The sequence below is a fragment of the Aquincola tertiaricarbonis genome (genome assembly GCF_000969605.1).
GTDB classification, from domain to species: domain Bacteria; phylum Pseudomonadota; class Gammaproteobacteria; order Burkholderiales; family Burkholderiaceae_C; genus Aquincola; species Aquincola tertiaricarbonis.
In genome coordinates, this window is the sequence record NZ_JZUE01000003.1 from 45,347 (window position 1) to 66,777 (window position 21,431).

Annotated in this window: 19 protein-coding genes; 16 read left to right on the plus strand and 3 right to left on the minus strand. The window is 70.4% G+C overall.

What is annotated here, in order from left to right:
• From VO99_RS04325 to VO99_RS04335, 3 genes are read left to right on the plus strand one after another with little or no spacing between them, the layout of a single operon-like run.
• Positions 1 to 909, plus strand: coding sequence for a polyprenyl synthetase family protein (locus VO99_RS04325; protein ID WP_375136379.1), 909 nt, complete (start codon positions 1 to 3; stop codon positions 907 to 909).
• Positions 910 to 931: 22 nt separating this feature from the next.
• Positions 932 to 2,827: a 1-deoxy-D-xylulose-5-phosphate synthase gene (gene dxs, locus VO99_RS04330; protein WP_046111597.1), complete on the plus strand. Its 1,896-nt coding sequence runs from the start codon at positions 932 to 934 to the stop codon at positions 2,825 to 2,827.
• Positions 2,828 to 2,833: 6 nt separating this feature from the next.
• On the plus strand, positions 2,834 to 3,394 hold the full coding sequence (locus VO99_RS04335; RefSeq protein ID WP_046111598.1) for a nucleoside deaminase: 561 nt from the start codon (positions 2,834 to 2,836) through the stop codon (positions 3,392 to 3,394).
• Positions 3,395 to 3,436: 42 nt separating this feature from the next.
• Here the strand turns inward: VO99_RS04335 and VO99_RS04340 are convergent, their stop codons facing one another.
• Positions 3,437 to 3,871: a DUF1841 family protein gene (locus tag VO99_RS04340; RefSeq protein WP_046111599.1), complete on the minus strand. Its 435-nt coding sequence runs from the start codon at positions 3,869 to 3,871 to the stop codon at positions 3,437 to 3,439.
• A 138-nt stretch (positions 3,872 to 4,009) separates the two neighbouring features.
• Between VO99_RS04340 and VO99_RS04345 the strand changes: the two genes are divergently transcribed.
• Both VO99_RS04345 and VO99_RS04350 read left to right on the plus strand, forming a co-directional pair.
• Positions 4,010 to 5,743, plus strand: a complete 1,734-nt coding sequence (locus tag VO99_RS04345) for a GMC family oxidoreductase (protein ID WP_046111600.1) — start codon at positions 4,010 to 4,012, stop codon at positions 5,741 to 5,743.
• Positions 5,740 to 6,483, plus strand: a complete 744-nt coding sequence (locus VO99_RS04350) for a sulfite exporter TauE/SafE family protein (protein WP_046111601.1) — start codon at positions 5,740 to 5,742, stop codon at positions 6,481 to 6,483. The genes VO99_RS04345 and VO99_RS04350 overlap by 4 nt, the downstream gene beginning before the upstream one ends.
• A gap of 18 nt (positions 6,484 to 6,501) precedes the next feature.
• Here the strand turns inward: VO99_RS04350 and kefC are convergent, their stop codons facing one another.
• Together kefC and kefF are read right to left on the minus strand one after the other, a co-directional pair.
• The gene (gene kefC / locus VO99_RS04355; protein ID WP_046111602.1) at positions 6,502 to 8,364 is read right to left on the minus strand and encodes a glutathione-regulated potassium-efflux system protein KefC; all 1,863 of its coding nucleotides are present in this window, start codon (positions 8,362 to 8,364) and stop codon (positions 6,502 to 6,504) included.
• A gap of 2 nt (positions 8,365 to 8,366) precedes the next feature.
• Entirely contained in the window at positions 8,367 to 8,975 is a 609-nt protein-coding gene (gene kefF / locus VO99_RS04360) for a glutathione-regulated potassium-efflux system oxidoreductase KefF (RefSeq protein ID WP_052736080.1), read from the minus strand.
• Between the two features lie 57 nt (positions 8,976 to 9,032).
• Between kefF and VO99_RS04365 the strand changes: the two genes are divergently transcribed.
• The 11 genes from VO99_RS04365 to VO99_RS04415 all read left to right on the plus strand — a co-directional run bounded on the left by VO99_RS04365 (position 9,033) and on the right by VO99_RS04415 (position 21,348).
• On the plus strand, positions 9,033 to 9,659 hold the full coding sequence (locus tag VO99_RS04365) for a ParA family protein (RefSeq protein ID WP_046111604.1): 627 nt from the start codon (positions 9,033 to 9,035) through the stop codon (positions 9,657 to 9,659).
• Positions 9,656 to 10,108 (plus strand): MaoC family dehydratase, encoded by a 453-nt coding sequence (locus VO99_RS04370; RefSeq protein WP_046111605.1) that lies wholly within the window; start codon positions 9,656 to 9,658, stop codon positions 10,106 to 10,108. The genes VO99_RS04365 and VO99_RS04370 overlap by 4 nt, the downstream gene beginning before the upstream one ends.
• 10 nt (positions 10,109 to 10,118) lie before the next feature.
• Entirely contained in the window at positions 10,119 to 10,973 is an 855-nt protein-coding gene (locus VO99_RS04375) for an alpha/beta fold hydrolase (RefSeq protein ID WP_046111606.1), read from the plus strand.
• A 6-nt stretch (positions 10,974 to 10,979) separates the two neighbouring features.
• Positions 10,980 to 11,861, plus strand: coding sequence for a LysR substrate-binding domain-containing protein (locus VO99_RS04380; protein ID WP_046111607.1), 882 nt, complete (start codon positions 10,980 to 10,982; stop codon positions 11,859 to 11,861).
• Between the two features lie 189 nt (positions 11,862 to 12,050).
• On the plus strand, positions 12,051 to 13,712 hold the full coding sequence (locus VO99_RS04385) for an L-lactate permease (protein WP_046111608.1): 1,662 nt from the start codon (positions 12,051 to 12,053) through the stop codon (positions 13,710 to 13,712).
• Positions 13,713 to 13,734: 22 nt separating this feature from the next.
• Complete coding sequence (locus tag VO99_RS04390; protein ID WP_046111609.1) at positions 13,735 to 14,904, plus strand: alpha-hydroxy acid oxidase; 1,170 nt, start codon at positions 13,735 to 13,737, stop codon at positions 14,902 to 14,904.
• A 31-nt stretch (positions 14,905 to 14,935) separates the two neighbouring features.
• On the plus strand, positions 14,936 to 16,405 hold the full coding sequence (locus VO99_RS04395; RefSeq protein ID WP_046111610.1) for an FAD-linked oxidase C-terminal domain-containing protein: 1,470 nt from the start codon (positions 14,936 to 14,938) through the stop codon (positions 16,403 to 16,405).
• A 2-nt stretch (positions 16,406 to 16,407) separates the two neighbouring features.
• Positions 16,408 to 17,547: a glycolate oxidase subunit GlcE gene (gene glcE, locus VO99_RS04400; RefSeq protein ID WP_046111611.1), complete on the plus strand. Its 1,140-nt coding sequence runs from the start codon at positions 16,408 to 16,410 to the stop codon at positions 17,545 to 17,547.
• Between the two features lie 5 nt (positions 17,548 to 17,552).
• Positions 17,553 to 18,785 (plus strand): glycolate oxidase subunit GlcF, encoded by a 1,233-nt coding sequence (gene glcF / locus VO99_RS04405; RefSeq protein WP_046111612.1) that lies wholly within the window; start codon positions 17,553 to 17,555, stop codon positions 18,783 to 18,785.
• A 50-nt stretch (positions 18,786 to 18,835) separates the two neighbouring features.
• Positions 18,836 to 19,582, plus strand: coding sequence for a response regulator (locus VO99_RS04410; RefSeq protein ID WP_046111613.1), 747 nt, complete (start codon positions 18,836 to 18,838; stop codon positions 19,580 to 19,582).
• Entirely contained in the window at positions 19,579 to 21,348 is a 1,770-nt protein-coding gene (locus tag VO99_RS04415) for an ATP-binding protein (protein WP_046111614.1), read from the plus strand. The genes VO99_RS04410 and VO99_RS04415 overlap by 4 nt, the downstream gene beginning before the upstream one ends.
• Positions 21,349 to 21,431: the final 83 nt, after the last annotated feature.

The following is a 21,431-nucleotide window of genomic DNA, read 5'->3' on the forward strand; positions in this document are numbered from 1 at the left end:
ATGCACAGCGTGGGAGACACGATGAAGGTGGACGATTTCGACGTCTGGACACGCGCCGAACTGGAAGCGGTCGAAGCGGCGCTGGACGCCTGGGTGCCGGCGGATGCGCCGGCCGGCGTGGGCCTGGCGATGCGCTACGGCGTGCTGGACGGCGGCAAGCGCCTGCGTCCGCTGCTGGTGCTGGCCGCCTGCGAGGCGGTGGGCGGAAACCGGGAGGCTGCGATGCGCGCGGCCTGCGCGGTGGAGCTGATCCACGCCTATTCGCTGGTGCACGACGACATGCCCTGCATGGACAACGACGTGCTGCGCCGCGGCAAGCCCACGGTGCACGTGCAGTTTGGCGAGGCGCAGGCCATGCTGGCCGGCGACGCGATGCAGGCGCTGGCCTTCGAGGTGCTCACGCCCGATGCCGGGGTGGAGCCCGCGCTGCAGGCGCGGCTGTGCTCGCTGCTGGCGCGGGCCGCAGGCCATGCCGGCATGGCCGGCGGCCAGGCCATCGACCTGGCCAGCATCGGCAAGCCGCTGGACGAGGCCGCCCTGCGCGACATGCACCGCCGCAAGACCGGCGCCCTGCTGCAGGCCAGCGTGCTGATGGGCGCCGCCTGCGGCCGCATCACGCCCGAGGCCTGGGCCGCGCTGTCCGATTACGGCTCCGCCATCGGCCTGGCCTTCCAGGTGGTCGATGACATCCTCGACGTGACGCAGGAATCCGAGACGCTGGGCAAGACCGCCGGCAAGGACCTGCACCACAACAAGCCCACCTATGTGTCCGTGCTCGGCCTGGATGCCGCACGCCGCCATGCCGACGAACTGCGCGACCAGGCCCATGCGGCCCTGAAGCGCAGCGGCCTGGCCGATGCGCTGCGCCTTGCGATCCTGGCCGACAAGGTCGTCGAGCGCCACAGCTGACGCCAGGCCGCCCCACCATGCGATGACCACTACGCTGCTCCAAACCATCGAAAGCCCGGCCGACCTGCGCCGGTTGCCCCGCACCAGCCTGCACACGCTGGCCCGAGAACTGCGCGAGTGCGTGCTGCAGAACGTGAGCAGCACCGGCGGCCACCTGTCGAGCAACCTCGGCACCGTGGAGCTCACCATCGCGCTGCACTACGTCTTCAACACGCCGAACGACCGGCTGGTGTGGGACGTGGGCCACCAGACCTACCCGCACAAGATCCTCACCGGCCGGCGCGACCGCATGAGCACGCTGCGGCAGCTGGGCGGCATCAGCGGCTTTCCGCGGCGCGACGAGAGCGAGTACGACAACTTCGGCACCGCGCACTCGTCCACCTCCATCTCGGCCGCGCTGGGCATGGCCATGGCCGCCAAGCTCAAGGGCGAGGACCGCAAGGCGGTGGCGGTGATCGGCGACGGCGCGATGACCGCCGGCATGGCCTTCGAGGCGCTGAACAACGCGGGCGTGGCCCATGCCGGCATGCTGGCCGACATGCTGGTGGTGCTGAACGACAACGACATGTCGATCAGCCCGCCGGTGGGCGCGCTCAACAAGTACCTGGCGCGGCTGATGAGCGGCAAGTTCTACAGCGCCGCGCGCGAAGGCGCCAAGAGCGTGCTGAAGAACGCGCCCAGCCTGTTCGAGCTGGCACGTCGCTTCGAGGAACATGCCAAGGGCATGGTGGTGCCCGGCACCATCTTCGAGGAATTCGGCTTCACCTACGTCGGCCCGATCGACGGCCACGACCTGGACGCGCTGATCCCCACGCTGGAGAACCTGCGCGACAAGAAGGGCCCGCAGTTCCTGCACGTGGTGACCAAGAAGGGCTATGGCTACAAGCTGGCCGAGGCCGACCCGATCCTGTACCACGGCCCCGGCAAGTTCGACCCCGCCAAGGGCCTGCCCAAGCCGGGCGCGCCGGCCAAGCCGTCGTTCATGCACATCTTCGGCCAGTGGCTGTGCGACATGGCCGCGGCCGACCAGCGCCTGGTGGCCATCACGCCGGCCATGCTCGAGGGCTCGGGCATGGTGGAGTTCCAGAAGCGCTTCCCGCAGCGCTGCCATGACGTGGGCATCGCCGAGCAGCATGCGGTGACCTTTGCGGCCGGCCTGGCCTGCGAGGGGCTGAAGCCGGTGGTGGCGATCTATTCCACCTTCCTGCAGCGGGCCTACGACCAGCTGATCCACGACGTCGCGATCCAGAACCTGCCGGTGGTGTTCGCGCTCGACCGCGCCGGCCTGGTGGGCGCCGACGGTGCCACCCATGCGGGCGCCTACGACATCGCCTTCCTGCGCTGCATACCGAACATGGCGGTGCTGACGCCGGCCGACGAGAACGAATGCCGCAAGGCACTCACCACGGCCTTCCGCCGCGACCACCCGGTGGCCGTGCGGTACCCGCGCGGCACCGGTGCCGGCGTGGCGACGGACGCCGGCCTGCCCGACTTCGAATGGGGCAAGGGCGAGGTTCGCCGCACCGGCCAGCGCATCGCGATCCTGGCCTTCGGCACGCTGCTGTACCCGGCCCTGGCGGCCGCCGAGAAGCTGGACGCCACCGTGGCCAACATGCGCTTCGCCAAGCCGCTGGACACGGCGCTGGTGGCCGAACTGGCCCGCACGCACGATGCCATCGTCACCGTGGAAGACGGCTGCGTGATGGGCGGCGCCGGCTCCGCGGTGATGGAAGCGCTGCAGGCTGCGGGCCTGTCCAATCCGGTGCTGTCGCTGGGCCTGCCCGACGACTTCATCGAGCATGGCGACCCGGCCAAGCTGATGGCGATGATCGGCCTGGACGCGGCCGGCATCGAGCAGTCCATCCGCAAGCGCTTCGGCGGCAAGCCCGCGCTGGTGGTGGCCGCCTCGGCCGGCTGACGCGCCGTGCGCAGTACCCCACTTCCACCCCAGGGCCTTCCGCCTCAAGGACTGCGGCCCACGCAGGCGCAGATCCTCAAGCACCTGCGCCGCTCCAACGAAGTGGCGCAGCGCGCGGTGGCCCTGGGCCATCACCCGTTCGGCGCGGTGCTGGTGGGCCCCGACCAGGAAACCGTGCTGCTGGAGCAGTGCAACATCGACACGGTCAACCACGCCGAGAGCACGCTGGCCCGCGTGGCGGCCACCAACTTCACGCCCGAGTTCCTGTGGGGCTGCACGCTGTACACCGCAGTGGAGCCCTGCTGCATGTGCGCGGGCACGGCCTACTGGGCCAACATCGGCCGCATCGTCTTCGGCATGACCGAGGAGCAGCTGCTGGAGGCCACCGGCAGCCACGAAGAAAACCCGACGATGAGCGTGCCCTCGCGCTACGTGTTCGACCACTGCCAGAAGCCGGTGGACCTGATCGGCCCGGTGTCCGAGATCGCCGCCGAGACGGTGGCGATGCAGCAGGCGTTCTGGGCCCAGCGGAAGACCCGCCCGCCGGGCCGCCCCAAGGGCGGGTGATCCCCCTTGGGGGGGCGCGAGCGCAGCGAGCTTGGGGGCCGGCTAACGGCGCGTGGCGCGTTGGCGCACGCACTCCAGGTAGCCCTGGCCGTCGGGCGGCAGGCCGCTGCGCTGGGAGGCCCAGATCATCTCGCCCAGGCATTCCATCATCTGGTGCTGCGCCTCGTGTGCCGAGCCCAGCTTGGCCGCCAGCAGCCCGAAGGCCTGCTTGATGCCGGTGGGCTGGTCGATGGCCACCTGCTCGCTGATCGACAGGTGCATGCTCAGGTGCAGGAAGGGATTAGTGCGGCCCTCTTCCACCGTGTAGCTGGCGGCCAGCGCGGCTTCCAGGTCCGACAGGTCGCCGTGGTACTCGGGATGCGCGTCGATCCAGGGCGCGGCCACCGCCTCCATCGGCACCAGCGGCATGCCCTCGCGCTGCTTGCGCAGCACCTCGCAGAAGAAGCGGCGGACGTCGTGTTGGCTGGGCTGGAACATGGCCTGGATTGTCGCGCGCGCGGACGGCCCGGGTGGCCGTGGTGGCTTGCGGCCGCGTCGTCCGCCCGCCAGCGCCTAACATGCACCCGCCGGGCCTCGCTGCGCCGGGCAGTACAAGAACAGCGGAGACGACAGGCCATGCCCGAGGCACTCTACGACCACGTCATCGTCGGCGGCGGCACCGCCGGCTGCCTGCTGGCCAACCGGCTCAGCGCCGATCCGCGGCGGCGGGTGCTGCTGCTGGAGGCCGGGCCGGCCGACAACTACCACTGGATCCACATCCCGGTGGGCTACCTCTACTGCATCGGCAACCCACGCACCGACTGGCTCTACCAAACCGATGCCGACGCCGGCCTCAACGGCCGCCAGCTGCGCTACCCGCGGGGCCGCACGCTGGGCGGCTGCAGCAGCATCAACGGCATGATCTACATGCGCGGCCAGTCGCGCGACTACGACGGCTGGGCCGCCGCCACCGGCAGCGATGCCTGGGCCTGGCGCAACACGCTGCCCTACTTCCTGCTGCACGAGGACCACCATGGTGGCGCCGACGCGCTGCACGGCGCCGCGGGCACGATGCCGGCGGTGCTGCGCGGCCAGGCGCAAGGCGCGCGCGACGATGCCTACCTGCAGTCGCTGCGGGCGCGTGGCGCCGGCGGCGAATGGCGGGTGGAGCGGCAGCGGCTGCGCTGGGACATCCTCGACGCATTCGCCCGCGCGGCGGAGCAGGCCGGCATCGCGCCCACGCCCGACTTCAACCGCGGCAGCAACGAAGGCGTGGGCTACTTCGAGGTGAACCAGCGCGCCGGCTGGCGCTGGAACACCGCCAAGGCCTTCCTGCGGCCAGCGAAGGAGCGGCCCAACCTGTCCATACAAGTGGGTGCGCAGGTGCAGCGCCTGGTGCTGCAGGCCGATGGCGACGGCACCATGCGCTGCACAGGCCTGAGGTTCTGGAACGGGCGCGAATCGGTGACGGTGAAGGCCCGGCACGAGGTGATCCTTAGCGCCGGCAGCATCGGCACGCCGCAGATCCTGCAGCTCTCGGGCATCGGCCCGGGCGCGTGGCTGGCCCAGCATGGCGTGAACGTGCTGCATGCGCTGCCGGGCGTGGGCGAGAACCTGCAGGACCACCTGCAGATCCGCGCGGTGTTCAAGGTGCAGAAGGTGAGCACGCTCAACGTGCTGGCCAACAGCCTGCTGGGCAAGGCGCGCATCGGGCTGGAGTACGCGGTCAACCGCAGCGGGCCGATGAGCATGGCGCCCAGCCAGCTCGGCGCCTTCGCCCGCAGCGATCCGCAGCGCGAGTGGCCCAACCTGCAGTACCACGTGCAGCCGCTGAGCCTGGATGCCTTCGGCGAGCCGCTGCATGGCTTTCCGGCCTTCACCGCCAGCGTCTGCAACCTCAATCCCACCAGCCGCGGCCGGGTGCGCATCCGCGGCCCGCGCTTCGACGAGGCGCCGTCCATCGCGCCCAACTACCTCAGCACCGAGGAGGACCGGCAGGTGGCCGCGCAGTCCTTGCGGCTCACGCGCCGCATCGTCGCGCAGCCGGCGATGGCGCCCTACCAGCCGCAGGAGTGGAAGCCCGGCACGCAGTACCAGACCGACGATGAACTGGCGCGGCTGGCCGGCGACATCGCCACCACCATCTTCCACCCGGTGGGCACCACGAGGATGGGCCGCGACGACGACCCGATGGCGGTGGTGGACGCCCGCTTGCGCGTGCGCGGCGTGCGCGGCCTGCGCGTGGTGGACGCGGGCGTGATGCCCACCATCACCAGCGGCAACACCAACTCGCCCACGCTGATGATCGCGGAGCGGGCGGCGCAGTGGATTGCCGAAGAAGCCGTGCGGCACGAGACCCTGACGACGTGATCACCGATCCCTGGTTCTATGCCGTGGCCGTGCCCGCGGTGCTGTTGATGGGCCTGAGCAAGACCGGCTTCGGCGCCGGCTTCGGTGCGCTGGCGGTGCCGCTGATGGCGCTGGCCGTGCCGGTGCCGCAGGCCGCGGCCATCATGCTGCCGCTGCTGGCCATCATGGACGGGCTGGGGCTGGCCGCCTTCATCAAGGAGTTCGACCGCAAGCTGATCAGGCTCATCCTGCCGGCCGGCCTGCTCGGCACGGTGATCGGCACGCTGCTGTTCGGCGTGCTGCCGGCCAAGGTGGTGGCCGGCGTGGTGGGCGCCATCACGCTGCTGTTCCTGGCGATACGCACGGCCTTTCCGCCGCGGGCCGACGCGCCGCCGCCGCCGCGCTGGCTGGGCTTCGGGCTGGCCACCGTCTCGGGCTTCACCAGCTTCGTGGCGCATGCGGGCGGGCCGCCGATCAGCTTCTACGTGCTGCCGCTGCGGCTGGAGCCGGTGCGCTTCACCGCGACGATGGCGGTCTTCTTCGCGGCGGTGAATGCCTCGAAGTGGATCCCCTATGCCTGGCTGGGCCTGATCGACCTGGGCAACCTGGCCACCTCGGCGGCGCTGGCCCCGCTGGCCCCGGTGGGCGTCTGGGCCGGCGTCAAGCTGGTGCGGCGGGTGTCGCCGCAGCTCTTCTACCGGCTGTTCGCCATCGGCATGCTGCTGACGGGCAGCAAGCTGCTGTGGGACGGGCTGCGGTAGCCGGCCCGGCCGGGCGTTTCAGCCCGGGGGCGGCTCCGTGTCGCCGTCGCGGTCGGTGTACCAGCCCCCATGCCCGCGCGTCTGCGCGGCCTGCTCCCGCTCGCGCGCCCACAGCTCCATCAGCTGCTGCCGGCCCTGCTTGGTGATGGCGATGAGCTTGGCCTCGTCGCGGAAGTGCGGGACCATGCGCTCCAGCAGGGCCACGTTGTGCCGGCGGAACAGCATCGCGCGCTGGCGGGCGGCATGCGGCTGCCATCCCATCGCTTCCAGCGCACTGCGGCCGCTCATCAGCGCGGCGTCCAGCGTCTCGCGTTCGATCAGGGTCACGCCGCGGTCGCGCAGGCCGTAGTAGTGCGTCACGTTGCGGGCGCGGGCCACGATGGTGAGCTTTGGGAAGTGCTGCCGCACCAGGTCCACCAGCTTCAGGCTCTGGTCCACGTCGTCCAGCGCGATGACGATGACCCGGGCATCGGCAGCGCCGGCGATGCGCAGCAGGTCCAGCCGCGTGGCATCGCCATAGAAGGCCGGCACGCCGAAGCGGCGCACGGTGTCGATGGCGTCGGCATCATGGTCCAGCACGGTGGAGGGGATGCCGTTGGCCAGCAGCAGCCGGCCGACGATCTGCCCGTAGCGGCCGAAGCCCGCGATGATGACCGGCGCATGCTGCGGCTCCTTGAGCTCGCTGGCGGCATCGGCCGGCTGGCGCGGGTTCTGGCGCGCCAGCCGTGGCACCAGCCAGCGGTCGGACAGCACCAGCAGCACCGGCGACAGCAGCATCGACAGCGCCACCACCGCGGCCAGCAGCGACGACTGCGCGGCGGTGATGACGCCGGCCTGCTGCGCCGTCTGGAACACCACAAAGCCGAACTCGCCGCCCTGGGCCAGCAGGATGACGAACACCGGCCGCTCGGCCAGCGGAATCGGCATCCAGCGGGCCATGGCCACCAGCACCACGATCTTCAGCAGCAGGAAGCCCAGCACGATGGCCGCGATGAGGCCGGGCGAATCCAGCAGCACGCGGAAGTCGATGGTCATGCCCACCGCGATGAAGAACAGGCCCAGCAGCAGGCCCTTGAAGGGCTCGATGTCGGTTTCCAGCTCGCGGCGGTATTCGCTCTCGGCCAGCAGCACGCCGGCGAGGAAGGCGCCCAGCGCCATCGACAGGCCCACCGCCTGCATCAGCGCGGCGATGGCCACCACCAGCAGCAGCGCGGCGGCGGTGAAGATCTCCGGCGTGCGGCTGCCGGCGATCCAGCGCAGCGCCGGCCGCAGCAGCAGCCGGCCGCCCAGCACGATGGCGGCGATCACGCCCACGATCTTGGCCGCCTCCAGCCAGCCGTTGTCGTGCTGCGCCGCGTCGCCGAAGGCCAGCAGCGGCACCAGCGCCAGGATGGGGATGGCCGCGATGTCCTGCAGCAGCGCCACGCTGAGCACGCTGCGGCCGGCGCTGGTGCCCATCAGGTTGCGCTCGGCCAGCACGCCCAGGCCGATCGCGGTGGATGACAGCGCCAGGCCGAGCCCGCCCACCAGGGCCAGCCGCCAGTCCACGCCCGCGGCCACCGCCACGCCCATGAGGGCGGCGGTGGAGCCGAAGGTCTGCACGCTGCCCCAGCCGAAGATGGGCTGGCGCATGGCCCACAGGCGGCGCGGCTCCAGCTCCAGCCCCACCAGGAACAGCATCAGCACCACGCCGAACTCGGCGAAGTGCAGCATGGCCTGCGGATCGCTCACCAGCCCGGCGCCCGAAGGCCCGATGACGATGCCCGCCGCCAGGTAGCCGACGATGGAGCCCAGGCCCACGGCCCGCGCCAGCGGCACCGCGATCACCGCCGCGGCCAGGTAGACGAGCGTGGTGCCCAGCCAGGTGCTGCCGTGTTCCATGCTCATTCAGCCGCGGGGCGGTCGCTGCTGGCCACGGGAATGGTGTGCTCCTCGGTCGGCGACAGGTGCAGCGTCCAGTCCGGGTAGGTGGCCAGCTTCTTCACATAGGCGGCGGAGAAGGCCTGCAGTTCGGCCTCGGTGGCGCGCTGGGCGCTGTGCAGCACCTTGGGCGGCAGGAAGCGCATGCCGCACAGCTCGGCGGTCTGTCGGTAGGGCGGCATGAAGTCGTCGAAGGGATGGCGGTTGTAGCCGGCCTCGCTGTACGCATGCACGCTGCCGCCGGTGGAGGTGACCAGCCACAGGTCCTTGTCGCGCAGGTGGGTGCCACCGGGCCCGTAGGCCCAGCCGAAGGACAGCACCTCGTCCACCCACAGCTTCATCAGCGCCGGCATGCCGTACCAGTGCATCGGGTGCTGCCACACCACCAGGCGGGCGTCGGCCAGCGCGGCCTGCTCGGCCGGCACGTCGATCAGGTAATCGGGGTAAAGCGCATACAGGTCGCGCACCTCGATGTCGGCCGGGCCAGGGGCCCGCAGCGCCTGCAGCAGGCCGCGATGCACGCGCGAATGTTCAAGGTGGGGATGCGCCAGCAGGACGAGGGTGGAGGCCAAGGCAGGGACAGCAGGGGAGTCTTCGATACCATAACCTCAAAACGTGAGGAGTTGACGATGCCGGTGGTCGTGGTCGCGAATCCCAAGGGTGGTGCCGGCAAGAGCACCGTGGCCACCAACATCGCAGGCTGGATGGCGCGCCAGGGCCATGCGGTGATGCTGGGCGACGTGGACCGACAGCAGTCGTCCCGCCACTGGCTGGGCCTGCGGCCGCCGCAGCTGCCGGCCATCCGCGGCTGGGAGGTGCAGCGCGACCACATCGTCAAGCCGCCCAAGGGCACCACGCACGTGGTGCTGGACACGCCGGCCGGCCTGCGTGGCAGGCGGCTGGACGAGGTGATGAAAATCGCCGACCTGGTGCTGGTGCCGCTGCAGCCCAGCCTGTTCGACATCCACGCCACCTATGCCTTCATCCAGGAGCTGCAGCAGCACAAGCGCAGCGATCGGGTGCAGCTGGGCATCGTGGCCAACCGCGTGCGCGAGCACACGCTGGCGGCCGAGCAGCTGCGGCACTTCCTCGACGAGCTGGGCGTGCCGGTGGTGGCCCAGCTGCGCGACACCCAGAACTACGTGCAGCTGGCGACCCATGGCCTGACGCTGTGGGACGTGGCCCCGAGCCGCGTGGAACGCGACCTGCCCCAGTGGCAGCCGCTGACGGAATGGATCGAGCAGGCAAGAGCATGAAAAAGAGTTACCGCTTCGACGAGCTGCCCGCCTTGGTGGGCCAGGTGCTGGGCACCAGCGACTGGATCACCGTGGACCAGCGCCGCATCGACCTGTTTGCCGAGGCGACAGAAGACCGCCAGTGGATCCACGTCGATCCGCAGCAGGCGGCCGAAGGCCCGTTCAAGACCACCATCGCGCATGGCTTCCTCACGCTGAGCCTGCTGCCGGAGTTCGGCGCCACCGCCTTCGAGCTGACCGGCGCGCGCATAGGCGTCAACTACGGCCTGAACCGCGTGCGCTTCACCTCGCCGGTGCCGGTGGACAGCCGGCTGCGCGGCCATTTCAAGCTGCTGGCCTGCGATGCGATCGAAGGCGGCGTGCAGATCACCTGCGAGGTGACGGTGGAACGCGAGGGCACGCCCAAGCCTGTCTGCATCGCCGAGTCCTTGGGCCGGCGCTTCGCTTGACAGGCTCCTGATGCGCATCACCATCGAGCCCGGCGTCCGCCTCTTCGTCGACATCGAAGGCCCCGGCCTGGTGCCTGACGGCGCAGGCTGGCGCGAGAAGCCCACGCTCATCCTGCTGCACGGCGGTCCGGGCTTCGACCATGCCAGCTTCAAGCCGCTGTTCTCGCAGCTGGGCGACGTGGCCCAGATCGTCTACTACGACCACCGGGGCCATGGCCGCAGCGATGCCCGGCCGCTGGACGAATGCACGCTGGACATCCTGGCCGACGACATCGTGCGGCTGTGCGACGTGCTGGGCATCGACAAGCCCATCGTGCTCGGCCAGTCCTTCGGCGGCTTCGTGGCGCAGCGCTACATCGCGCGGCATCCGGCGCATCCGCTGCGGGTGGTGCTGTCCAGCACATCGCCGCACCTGGGGCTGGCGCGCAAGCTGGCGATGTTCGAGCGGCTGGGCGGCGAGCCCGCGCGCACGGCGGCCGAGGCCTTCTGGCAGCGGCCCGGCGCCGACACCTGGGCCGTGTACGACCGCCTGTGCATGCCGCTGTACAACACCCGCCCGCCGGCCGATCCGCAGGCGCGCGAGCGCGGCCGCTTCACGCCGGAGATCCTCTTCCACTGGGCGGCTGGCGAGCAGCAACGGATGGACCTGCTGCCCGGCCTGGCCCGGGCGCAGTGCCCGGTGCTGGTGCTGGCCGGCGAGCAGGACCCGGTGTGCCCGTTGGCCGATGCGCAGGACATCGCCGCGGCGCTGCCGCTGCGGTGGTCGCGCTTCGCCAGCCTCGCCGATGCCGGCCACGGCACCTGGCGCGACCAGCCCGAAGCCGCGATGGCGAGGCTGCGCGAGTTCATCGTCGACGGCGTCTAGCCGCACATGGCCACCGCCCGCATCCCGCCGATCAACTGCCTGCTGAGCTTCGAGGCACTGGCGCGGCTGCGCAGCGTGAGCCAGGCGGCCGACGAACTCAGCGTGACGCCGAGCGCGGTGAGCCACCGCATCCGCCAGCTGGAATCGCAGCTGGCCCTCAAGCTGTTCGAGCGCGGCGACTTCAGCCTGACGGCCGACGGCACCGCCTACCTGGGCCAGGTGCGCTCGGCGCTGAAGCTGCTGGCGCAGCCGCCCGAGGCGCTACGCTCGCCGGGCATGACGCAGCTGCGGCTGGCCGTCACGCCCACCTTCTCGCGGCAGATCCTGCTGCCCAAGCTGGCGCTGTTCCGGCATGCCTACCCGGACGTCGAGCTGATCCTGCAGGTGTCGATCCCGCTGCTCAACATCACCGCCGAAAGCGCCGACCTGGAACTGCGCTACGGCCACGGCGCCTATCCCGGCTTCGAGAGCAAGCGGGTGCTCAGCGACGAGGTGTTCCCGGTGTGCAGCCCGGAGTACCTGCATGAGTTCGGCCCGTTCGACGGCTTCGACACCGCCGAGCGGGTGGGTCGTGCGCGGCTGATCCGCAGCCCGCTGGAGCCGTGGCGCACCTGGTTCGACGCCTGCGGCATCCACCTGCCCGAGCCGCGCGAAGGCTCCCAGTTCAACGACGTGGGCCTGATGCTGGACGCCGCGGTGGCCGGCTTCGGCGTGGCCCTGTCGCGCAGCAAGCTGGGCATGGCCTGGGTGGACTCGGGCCGCCTGGTGCGGCTGTCGCAGCGCAGCGTGCCTTCACCGCACCACCACTTCATCTGCTGGAAGCCGGGCACGCTGGAGCGCTGGGAATGCGCGGCCTTCGTCGACTGGCTGGACGAAGCCCTGCGCTGACCGTGGTGCGGCGCGGCCGGCGCCTCAGGGTTTGTCCTGAGCCGTGAAAAAGCTTCACGCGCGCAGCCAAGAACTTTCAAGAGCGGCGCAGGCGCGCACCCTAGAGTGCGCCCCGCGGTGCCCCCGCGTGATGCGGGGTGGCCAGCAGTTCAACCACCCCTACAAGAACGTCACGCGAGGAGCTTCATCTTGGTCTGGCAACAGGTATACGACCCCTTCGGGAACATGCTGATCTCCACCCTGCTGGGAGCCATCCCGGTGGTGGTGATGCTGGTGGGCCTCGGCTTCCTGCACATGAAGGCGCACATCGCGGCCGGTGCCGGCCTGGTGGCCGCGCTGGTGATCGCGGTCTTCGCCTACGGCATGCCGGCCGAGATGGCCGGCCGCGCGGCGATGCTGGGCGGCTTCACCGGCCTGCTGCCCATCGGCTGGATCGTGCTGAACATCATCTTCCTGCACCAGCTGACCGAGAAGCACGGCTCCTTCAAGGTGCTGCAGGATTCCATCGCGGGCATCACCCAGGACCGCCGGCTGCAGCTGCTGCTGATCGCCTTCGCCTTCGGTGCCTTCTTCGAGGGCGCGGCGGGCTTCGGCACGCCGGTGGCGGTGACGGCCGCGATCCTGATCGGCCTGGGCTTCTCGCCGCTGGCGGCGTCGGGCCTGAGCCTGATCGCCAACACCGCGCCGGTAGCCTTCGGCGCGCTGGGCACGCCGGTGATCACGCTGGCCAACGTGCACGGCTACGACCTGATGGAAGTCACGAAGATGATCGGCCGCCAGCTGCCGTTCTTCTCGCTGCTGGTGCCGTTCTGGCTGATCTGGGCCTTCGCCGGCCGCAAGGCGATGTGGGAAGTGTGGCCCGCCATCCTGGTGACGGGCGGCTCCTTCGCCATCGCGCAGTTCCTGGTCAGCAACTACATCGGCCCCGAGCTGGTGGACATCATCGCGGCCATCGTGTCGATGGCGGCCCTGGTGGGCTTCCTGCGCGTGTGGCAGCCGAAGAAGATCTGGACCAGCACCTCGCTGAAGGGCCATGAGGCCGGCAGCGGCCCGGCCGTGGCGCCCGGCGCCATCACCCGTCACTCGCGCGAGGCGGTGATCCAGGCCTGGACGCCGTGGGTCATCCTCACCGTGTTCGTGTTCATCTGGGGCCTGCCCTCGGTGAAGAAGTTCCTCAACGGCATCTTCGCGCCGGCCTTCCCCATCGAGGGCCTGCACAGGCTGGTGCAGAAAATGCCGCCGGTGGTGCCGGCGCCCACGGCCGAGTCCGCCATCTACACGCTCAATTTGCTGTCGGCCACCGGCACCGGCATCCTGCTGGCGGCCATCGTCGGCGGCCTGGTGATGAAGTTCAACCTGGTGCAGCTGGTGTCGCAGTTCTTCCGCACGCTGTGGCTGGTGCGCTTCTCGCTGCTGACCATCGTGCTGATGCTGGCGCTGGGCACGCTCACCCGCTTCTCGGGCACCGACACCACGCTGGGCCTGGCCTTCGCCAACACCGGTGTGTTCTATCCGTTCTTCGGCACGCTGATGGGCTGGATCGGCGTGGCGCTGACCGGCTCCGACACCGCTTCCAACGTGCTGTTCGGCGGCATGCAGAAGGTGGCGGCCGAGCAGCTGGGCCTGTCGGCCAACCTGATGGGCGCGGCCAACAGCTCCGGCGGCGTGATGGGCAAGATGATCGACGCCCAGTCCATCGTGGTGGCCTCCACCGCTACGCGCTGGTTCAACCATGAAGGCGACATCCTCCGCTACGTGTTCTTCCACTCGATCGCGCTGGCCTGCCTGGTGGGTATCCTCGTCACGCTGCAGGCCTACGTGTATCCGTTCACGCTGATGGTCGTGCACTGACAAGAGCAGGAGACGAGAGCCCATGCCCGTGATCACCAACATCGAGGACCTGCGGGTGCTGGCCGAACGGCGCGTGCCCCGCATGTTCTACGACTACGCCGATTCCGGCGCGTGGACCGAGAGCACCTACCGCGCCAACGAGAGCGACTTCCAGCGCCTGAAGCTGCGCCAGCGCGTGGCGGTGAACATGGAGAACCGCAGCACCGCCACCACCATGGTGGGCGTGCAGGCGCGCATGCCGGTGGCCATCGCGCCGGTGGGCCTGACCGGCATGCAGCATGCGGACGGCGAGATCCATGCGGCGCGGGCGGCGCTGAAGTTCGGCATCCCGTTCACGCTGTCCACCATGAGCATCTGCTCCATCGAGGACATCGCCGCGGCCACGCAGCAGCCCTTCTGGTTCCAGCTGTACATGATGCGCGACCGCGATGCAATGGCCCGCATGATCGACCGCTGCAAGGCCGCCCAGTGCAGCGCGCTGGTGCTCACGCTGGACCTGCAGGTCATCGGCCAGCGGCACAAGGACATCAAGAACGGCCTGACCGCGCCGCCCAAGCCCACGCTGCGCAACATCGCCAACCTGATGACCAAGCCGCGCTGGTGCCTGGGCATGGCCGGCACGCGGCGCCGCAGCTTCGGCAACCTGGTGGGCCATGTGAAGGGCGTCAGCGACATGAGCTCGCTGGCCGCCTGGACCAACGAGCAGTTCGATCCGCGCCTGTCCTGGCCGGACATCGAGTGGGTCAAGAAGCAGTGGGGCGGCAAGCTTATCCTCAAGGGCATCATGGAAGTGGAGGATGCGCGGCTGGCCGCCGACGTGGGCGCCGATGCCATCGTGGTGAGCAACCACGGCGGCCGCCAGCTCGACGGCGCGCCCTCGTCCATCACCGCGCTGCCGCCCATCGTGGAAGCCGTGGGCCACCGCACCGAGGTGTGGATGGACGGCGGCATCCGCAGCGGGCAGGACGTGCTCAAGGCCTGGGCCCTGGGCGCCCGCGGCACGATGATCGGCCGCGCGATGGTCTACGGCCTGGGTGCGATGGGCGAGGCGGGCGTGACCCGCGCGCTGCAGATCATCCACAAGGAGCTGGACGTGACCATGGCCTTCTGCGGCCACACCAACATCCAGAACGTGGATTCGCGCATCCTGCTGTCGCCCGAGCGCACGGGCGATGCACGCTATTTCGCCTGAACCTTCGTCACAAGCACGCCAAGGGGCCGCCATGACCGACCGAGCCGCACGCCAGGCCGAAGTGATCCGCGCGCTGCAGCAGGTGCTGCCGCCGCATGCGCTGCTGTGGCGCGGCGAGGACACGGTGCCCTACGAGTGCGATGGCCTCACGGCCTACCGCGAGCAGCCGCTGGTGGTGGTGCTGCCCGAGACCGAGGCGCAGGTCAGCGGGGTGCTGAAAGCCTGCCATGCGCTGGGCGTGCCGGTGGTGGCGCGCGGCGCCGGCACCGGCCTGTCGGGCGGGGCCATGCCGCACAAGCTGGGCGTGACGCTGTCGCTGGCCAAGTTCAACAAGATCCTGAAGGTGGATGCGTACGCGCGCACGGCCGTCGTGCAGTGCGGCGTGCGCAACCTGGCCATCAGCGAGGCCGCGGCGCCCTACGGCCTGTACTACGCCCCCGACCCCAGCAGCCAGATCGCCTGCACCATCGGCGGCAATGTGGCCGAGAACTCCGGCGGCGTGCATTGCCTGAAGTACGGCCTCACGGTGCACAACGTGCTGAAGGTGCGCGGCTTCACCGTGGAGGGCGAGGCGGTGGAATTCGGCGCCGACGCGCTGGACGCCGCCGGGCTGGACCTGCTGGCGGTGATGGTGGGCAGCGAGGGCATGCTGGCCGTGGCCATCGAGGTGACCGTGCGGCTGGTGCCCAAGCCGCAGCTGGCGCGCTGCATCATGGCCAGCTTCGACGACGTGCGGAAGGCGGGCGACGCGGTGGCCGCCATCATTGCCGCCGGCATCATCCCGGCCGGCCTGGAGATGATGGACAAGCCGATGACCGCCGCGGTGGAAGACTTCGTGCGGGCCGGCTACGACCTGGACGCGGCCGCCATCCTGCTGTGCGAGAGCGACGGCACGCCGGAGGAGGTGGCCGAGGAGATCGAGCACATGCAGGCGGTGCTGCAGGGCTGCGGAGCCACCCGCATGGAGGTCAGCGAGAACGAGGCCCAGCGGCTGAAGTTCTGGAGCGGCCGCAAGAACGCCTTCCCGGCCTCGGGCCGCATCAGCCCCGACTACATGTGCATGGACTCCACCATCCCGCGCAAGCGGCTGGCCGACATCCTGCTGGCCATCGCCGAGATGGAGAAGAAGTACGGCCTGCGCTGCTGCAACGTGTTCCATGCGGGTGACGGCAACCTGCATCCGCTGATCCTGTTCGATGCCAACGACCCGGACGAGATGCACCGCTGCGAGCTGTTCGGTGCCGACATCCTGGAGACCAGCGTGCGCATGGGCGGCACCGTCAGCGGCGAGCACGGCGTGGGCGTGGAGAAGCTGGGCTCGATGTGCGTGCAGTTCACCCCGGCCGAGAACGCCCAGATGATGGCGCTGAAGGCGGCCTTCGATCCCACCGGCATCCTCAATCCCGGCAAGGTGATCCCCACGCTGCAGCGCTGTGCCGAGGGCGGCAAGATGCATGTGAAGAAGGGTCTGCTGCCGTTTCCCGAGCTGCCGAGGTTCTAGCCATGAACGCCGACTCGACCCTGCAAGTGGAAACCGCGGCCGACCCCGTGCTGGCCCGCCTGGTGGACCAGGTACGCGGTGCCGATGCCACCACGCCGCTGTGCATCCGCGGCGCCAACACGAAGCACTTCTACGGCGAGGCCGCCACGGGCGATCCGCTGGAGATGTCGGCCCTGGCCGGCATCAGCAGCTACGAGCCGACCGAGCTGGTGGTCACCGCCCGCGCCGGCACGCCGCTGGCCGAGCTGGAAGCCGTGCTGGCCGAGAAGGGGCAATGCCTGCCCTTCGAGCCGCCGCGCTTTGCCAGTGCGGCGCACGGCGCGCCGCGGGGCGGCACCGTGGGCGGCATGGTGGCCGCCGGCCTGGCCGGCCCCGCGCGTGCGGCGGTGGGCGGCGTGCGCGACTACGTGCTGGGCGCCACGCTGCTCAACGGCCGCGGCGAGCTGCTGAGCTTCGGCGGCCAGGTGATGAAGAACGTGGCGGGCTATGACGTCTCGCGCCTGCTGGCCGGCTCCATGGGCATCCTGGGCGTGATCTGCGAGGTCTCGCTCAAGGTGCTGCCGGTGCCGCCGGCGCAGGCCACGCTGGCCTTCGCGGTGGACCAGGCCGAGGCCCTCCGCCGCCTGAACGACTGGGGCGGGCAGCCGCTGCCCATCAATGCCAGCGCCTGGCGCGACGGCCGGCTGTACCTGCGGCTGCGTGGCGCACGCGCCGCAGTGGCCGATGCGCAGCGCCGGCTGGGTGGCGAGCTGGTGCAGCCCGAGGTGGCCGAGCCGCTGTGGCTGGGCCTGCGCGACCACACCGGCACCTTCCACACGCGCGCGCTGGCGGCGGTGGAGGGCGGCCAGCAGCTCTGGCGGCTGTCGCTGCCGTCCACCGCGGCGCCGCTGCCGCTGGCCGGCGAGGTGCTGCTGGAGCACGGAGGCGCCCAGCGCTGGCTGGTGGGCCATCTCCCCGCGGCCGAGGTGCGCGCCGCCGCGGCCCAGGCCGGCGGCCATGCCACCTTGTTTCGCTCGCTCGACAAGTCGCCCGGCGTCTTCGCGCCGCTGGCCCCGCCGCTGGACAGGCTGCACCGGCAGCTCAAGCAGGCCTTCGATCCGCGCGGTGTGTTCAACCGCGGCAGGCTCTATCCCGGACTCTGATTGCCATGCAGACCACGCTGTCACCCGAATTCAAGGGCACGCCCGAAGGCGAGGAGGCCGAGGCCATCCTGCGCAAGTGCGTGCACTGCGGCTTCTGCACCGCCACCTGCCCCACCTACCAGCTGCTGGGCGACGAGCTGGACGGCCCGCGCGGCCGCATCTACCTGATGAAGCAGGTGTTCGAAGGCGCCGAGCCCACGCGCGCCACGCAGATCCACCTCGACCGCTGCCTGACCTGCCGCAACTGCGAGACCACCTGCCCTTCGGGCGTGCAGTACGGCCACCTGGTGGACATCGGCCGCAAGGTGGTGGAAGAACGGGTGCAGCGCCCCGCCGGCGAGCGTGCGGTGCGCTGGCTGCTGAAGGAAGGCCTGACCTCGCCGCTGTTCAAGCCGGCGATGAAGCTGGGCCAGATGGTGCGGCCGATGCTGCCCGGCGTGCTGAAGGACAAAGTGCCCGAACGCCAGCCACCGCGCGCCCACGAGTGGCCGAAGCGCGAGCATGCGCGCAAGGTGCTGGTGCTGGCCGGCTGCGTGCAGCCGTCGATGGCGCCCAACATCAATGCCGCCACCGCCCGCGTGCTGGACGCGGCCGGCATCCAGGCCGTGGTGGCGCCCTCGGCCGGCTGCTGCGGCGCCATCAAGACCCACCTGAACGACCAGGAAGGCGGGCATGAGCACATGCGCCGCAACATCGACGCCTGGTGGCCGATGCTGTCGGGCGGGCAGGTGGAGGGCATCGTCATCAATGCCTCCGGCTGCAGCGTGACGGTCAAGGAATACGGCCATGCGCTGCGCACCGACCCGCGTTACGCGGCCAAGGCCGCCAAGGTGTCCGCGATGACGCGCGACCTGAGCGAGCTGCTGCCCGAGCTGGCGCCGTCGCTGGCCGGCAAGCTGCGTGGGGGCGGGCCGAAGAACGTGGTGTTCCATCCGCCCTGCACGCTGCAGCACGGCCAGCAGGTGCGCGGACCGGTGGAAACCGGGCTGGCGGCGCTGGGCTTCGAGGTGACGCTGGCCGCGCGCGAAAGCCACCTGTGCTGCGGCTCGGCCGGCACCTATTCGGTGCTGCAGCCCGAGCTGTCGCACACCCTGCGCGACCGCAAGCTGGCCAACCTGGAGGCCACCCGGCCGGAGGTCATCGTGTCGGCCAACGTGGGATGCATCCAGCAGCTGCAGTCGGGGACGCAAACCCCGGTAAGGCACTGGGTGGAACTGGTGGACGAAGCCCTCGCATAGCCGCGCTACCATGGCCCCCAAGCCCTTCAAAGGGCACGAGGAGCTTCGCCATGAAGGTGCTGTTGGTCGATGACCATCCCTTGATCCTGTCGGCCCTGCAGGGGGTGATCCGCGGGCTGGGCGACGATGTGACGGTGGTGGGCGTGGCCAGCGCCGCCGAGCTGCGCAACCACTTGCAGCACGATCCCGAGTTCGACCTGGTGCTGCTGGACCTGCAGCTGGGCGATGCCAACGGCTTCGACGTGCTGGCCGAGCTGCGCGGGCAGTACCCGGCGCTGCCGGTGGTGGTGGTGTCGGCCTCCGACCGGGCCAGCGACGTGATCCAGGCCATCGACCTGGGCGCGATGGGCTTCGTGCCCAAGCGGGCCTCCAACGACATGCTGTTCGAGGCGCTGCGGCTGGTGATGTCGGGCGGCATCTTCGTGCCGCCGATGTCCCTGGGCGGCGACTATGCGGCCGCGCCGCCGCCGCCGTCGGAACTCGACACCGTGCCCGACGTGATGCGCATCGGCCAGCAGGCCGAGGCCGCGCCCTTCCAGCAGAACGCCACCTCGCTGGCCGCGCTGGGCCTCACGCCGCGGCAGACCGACGTGCTGGCCCAGCTGCTGCAGGGCAAGCCCAACAAGCTCATCGCGCGCGAGATGAACCTCTCCGTGGAAACGGTGAAGGACCATGTGGCCGCGGTGCTGCGGGCGCTCAACGTCAGCTCGCGCACGCAGGCGGTGCTGGCGGTCAGCCAGATGACGCAGGGGCAGCTGCCCAGCTTCCAGGCCTGGAAGCCCAACCGCCGCGGATGAAGGCTGACCACGTCCGCGCGCTGATCGCGCAAAGCCCCGCGTCGCTCACCGGCAATGCGGTGGGCTTCGGCGTGGTGGTGGGCGTGTTCCTGCCGCTGGCCCATCCGATGGTGCTGGGCGGCTGGCTCGCCGCGGTCATGCTGCTGTGGCTGCTGCGCCTGGCCCACTGGTGGCGCTACCACCGGCAGGAACAGGCCGGCACGCTGGACGATGCCACCCTGCTGGGCTGGTATCCCAGCTACCTGGTGCTGGTGTTGCTGCAGGGCGCGCAGTGGGGCGCCACGGTGTGGCTGTTCTGGGAGCTGGGCACGCCCTACCACCGGCTGGCGCTGATCCTGGTGGCCTATGCCTACACGCTGGGCGCGGTGCAGCTGCTGGTCACGCAGGGGCCGGTGTTCAATGCCTTCATCAGCCTGGTGCTGGTGCCCACCATCCTGCGCATCGTCACCGACAGCTCCGAGCCGTTCCACTGGCAGCTGGCAGTGGTGCTGGGCGTGATCTTCGTGGCCACGCTGGTCATCGGCCGCACCCACCGCAGCGCGCTGGAGCAGGCCATCATGCTGAAGGCCCGCACCGACCAGCTGGCCGCGCAGCTGCGGGTGGAGAAGGCCGCCGCCGACGAGGCCCGCCGCGCGGCCGAGGCCGCCAGCCGCGCCAAGACCCAGTTCTTCGCCGCGGCCAGCCACGACCTGCGGCAGCCGCTGCATGCCATGGGCCTGTTCGCCGAGGCCCTGCGCCAGCGCATCCGCGACCCCGAGGTGGCCTCGCTGGTCAACAGCATCAACGAGAGCGTGGATGCGCTGGAAGGCCTGTTCGGCGAGCTGCTGGACATCACCCGCATCGACAGCGGCGGCGTGGACGTGAATCCGCATCCGGTGCGCATGAAGGAGGTGTTCACCCGGCTGCGGCTGCACTTCGAGCCGCTGGCCTTCGAGAAGGGCCTGGCGCTGGGCTTCCATGGCGACCGCCATGTGGTTCACACCGATCCGGTGCTGCTGGAGCGCATCCTGCGCAACCTGGTGAGCAATGCCATCCGCTACACCGAGGACGGCGGCGTGCTGGTGAGCTGCCGCAAGCGCGGCGAGCGCATGCTGGTGCAGGTGTGGGACAGCGGCATCGGCGTGTCCGAGGCGGCGCTGCCACGCATCTTCGACGAGTTCTACCAGGTGCACACCAGCCGCCCGCTGGAGGCGCACCACCGCAAGGGCCTGGGACTGGGGCTGGCCATCGTCAAGCGGCTGGCCGACCTGCTGCAGGCGCCGCTGCAGGTGCGATCGCGGGTGGACCGGGGCACCGTGTTCTCGCTGGAGCTGCCCATGGGCATCGAGCAGCGGCGGGTGGAGCGCGACATCAGCCGCAGCAAGGCGGCGATCGGCCTCACGCTGGAAGGCCGCCGCATGGTGGTGGTGGAGGACGAAGCCGCGGTGCGCGAAGGCCTGGTGGTGCTGCTGCAGGCCTGGGGCGCGCAGGTGGACGCCTTCGAGACGGTGGAGGCGGTGCAGGCCTGGGTCGCCCAGCCCGGCACGCTGCAGCCCGATCTGCTCATCGTGGACTACCGGCTGCCCGCCGGCACCACCGGGCTGGAGGCGCTGGCCGTGCTGCGCGGGCGCTGGCCGAAGGCGACGCTGCCGGCCATCGTGGTCACCGGCAGCAGCCTGGGCGGGCACGAGGACGAATCGGCCACGCATGACTTCCACCTGCTCATCAAGCCGGTGCTGCCCAACAAGCTGCGGGCGATGATCGCCTTCAAGCTGGGCATGCGGTAGCCGCCCGGGGTGTGCGTGGCAATCCCTTGTCGCCCCCTGTCGCGGGCGGCGGGCTGTGGCTAGAGTCCGAGCCCAAACACCCG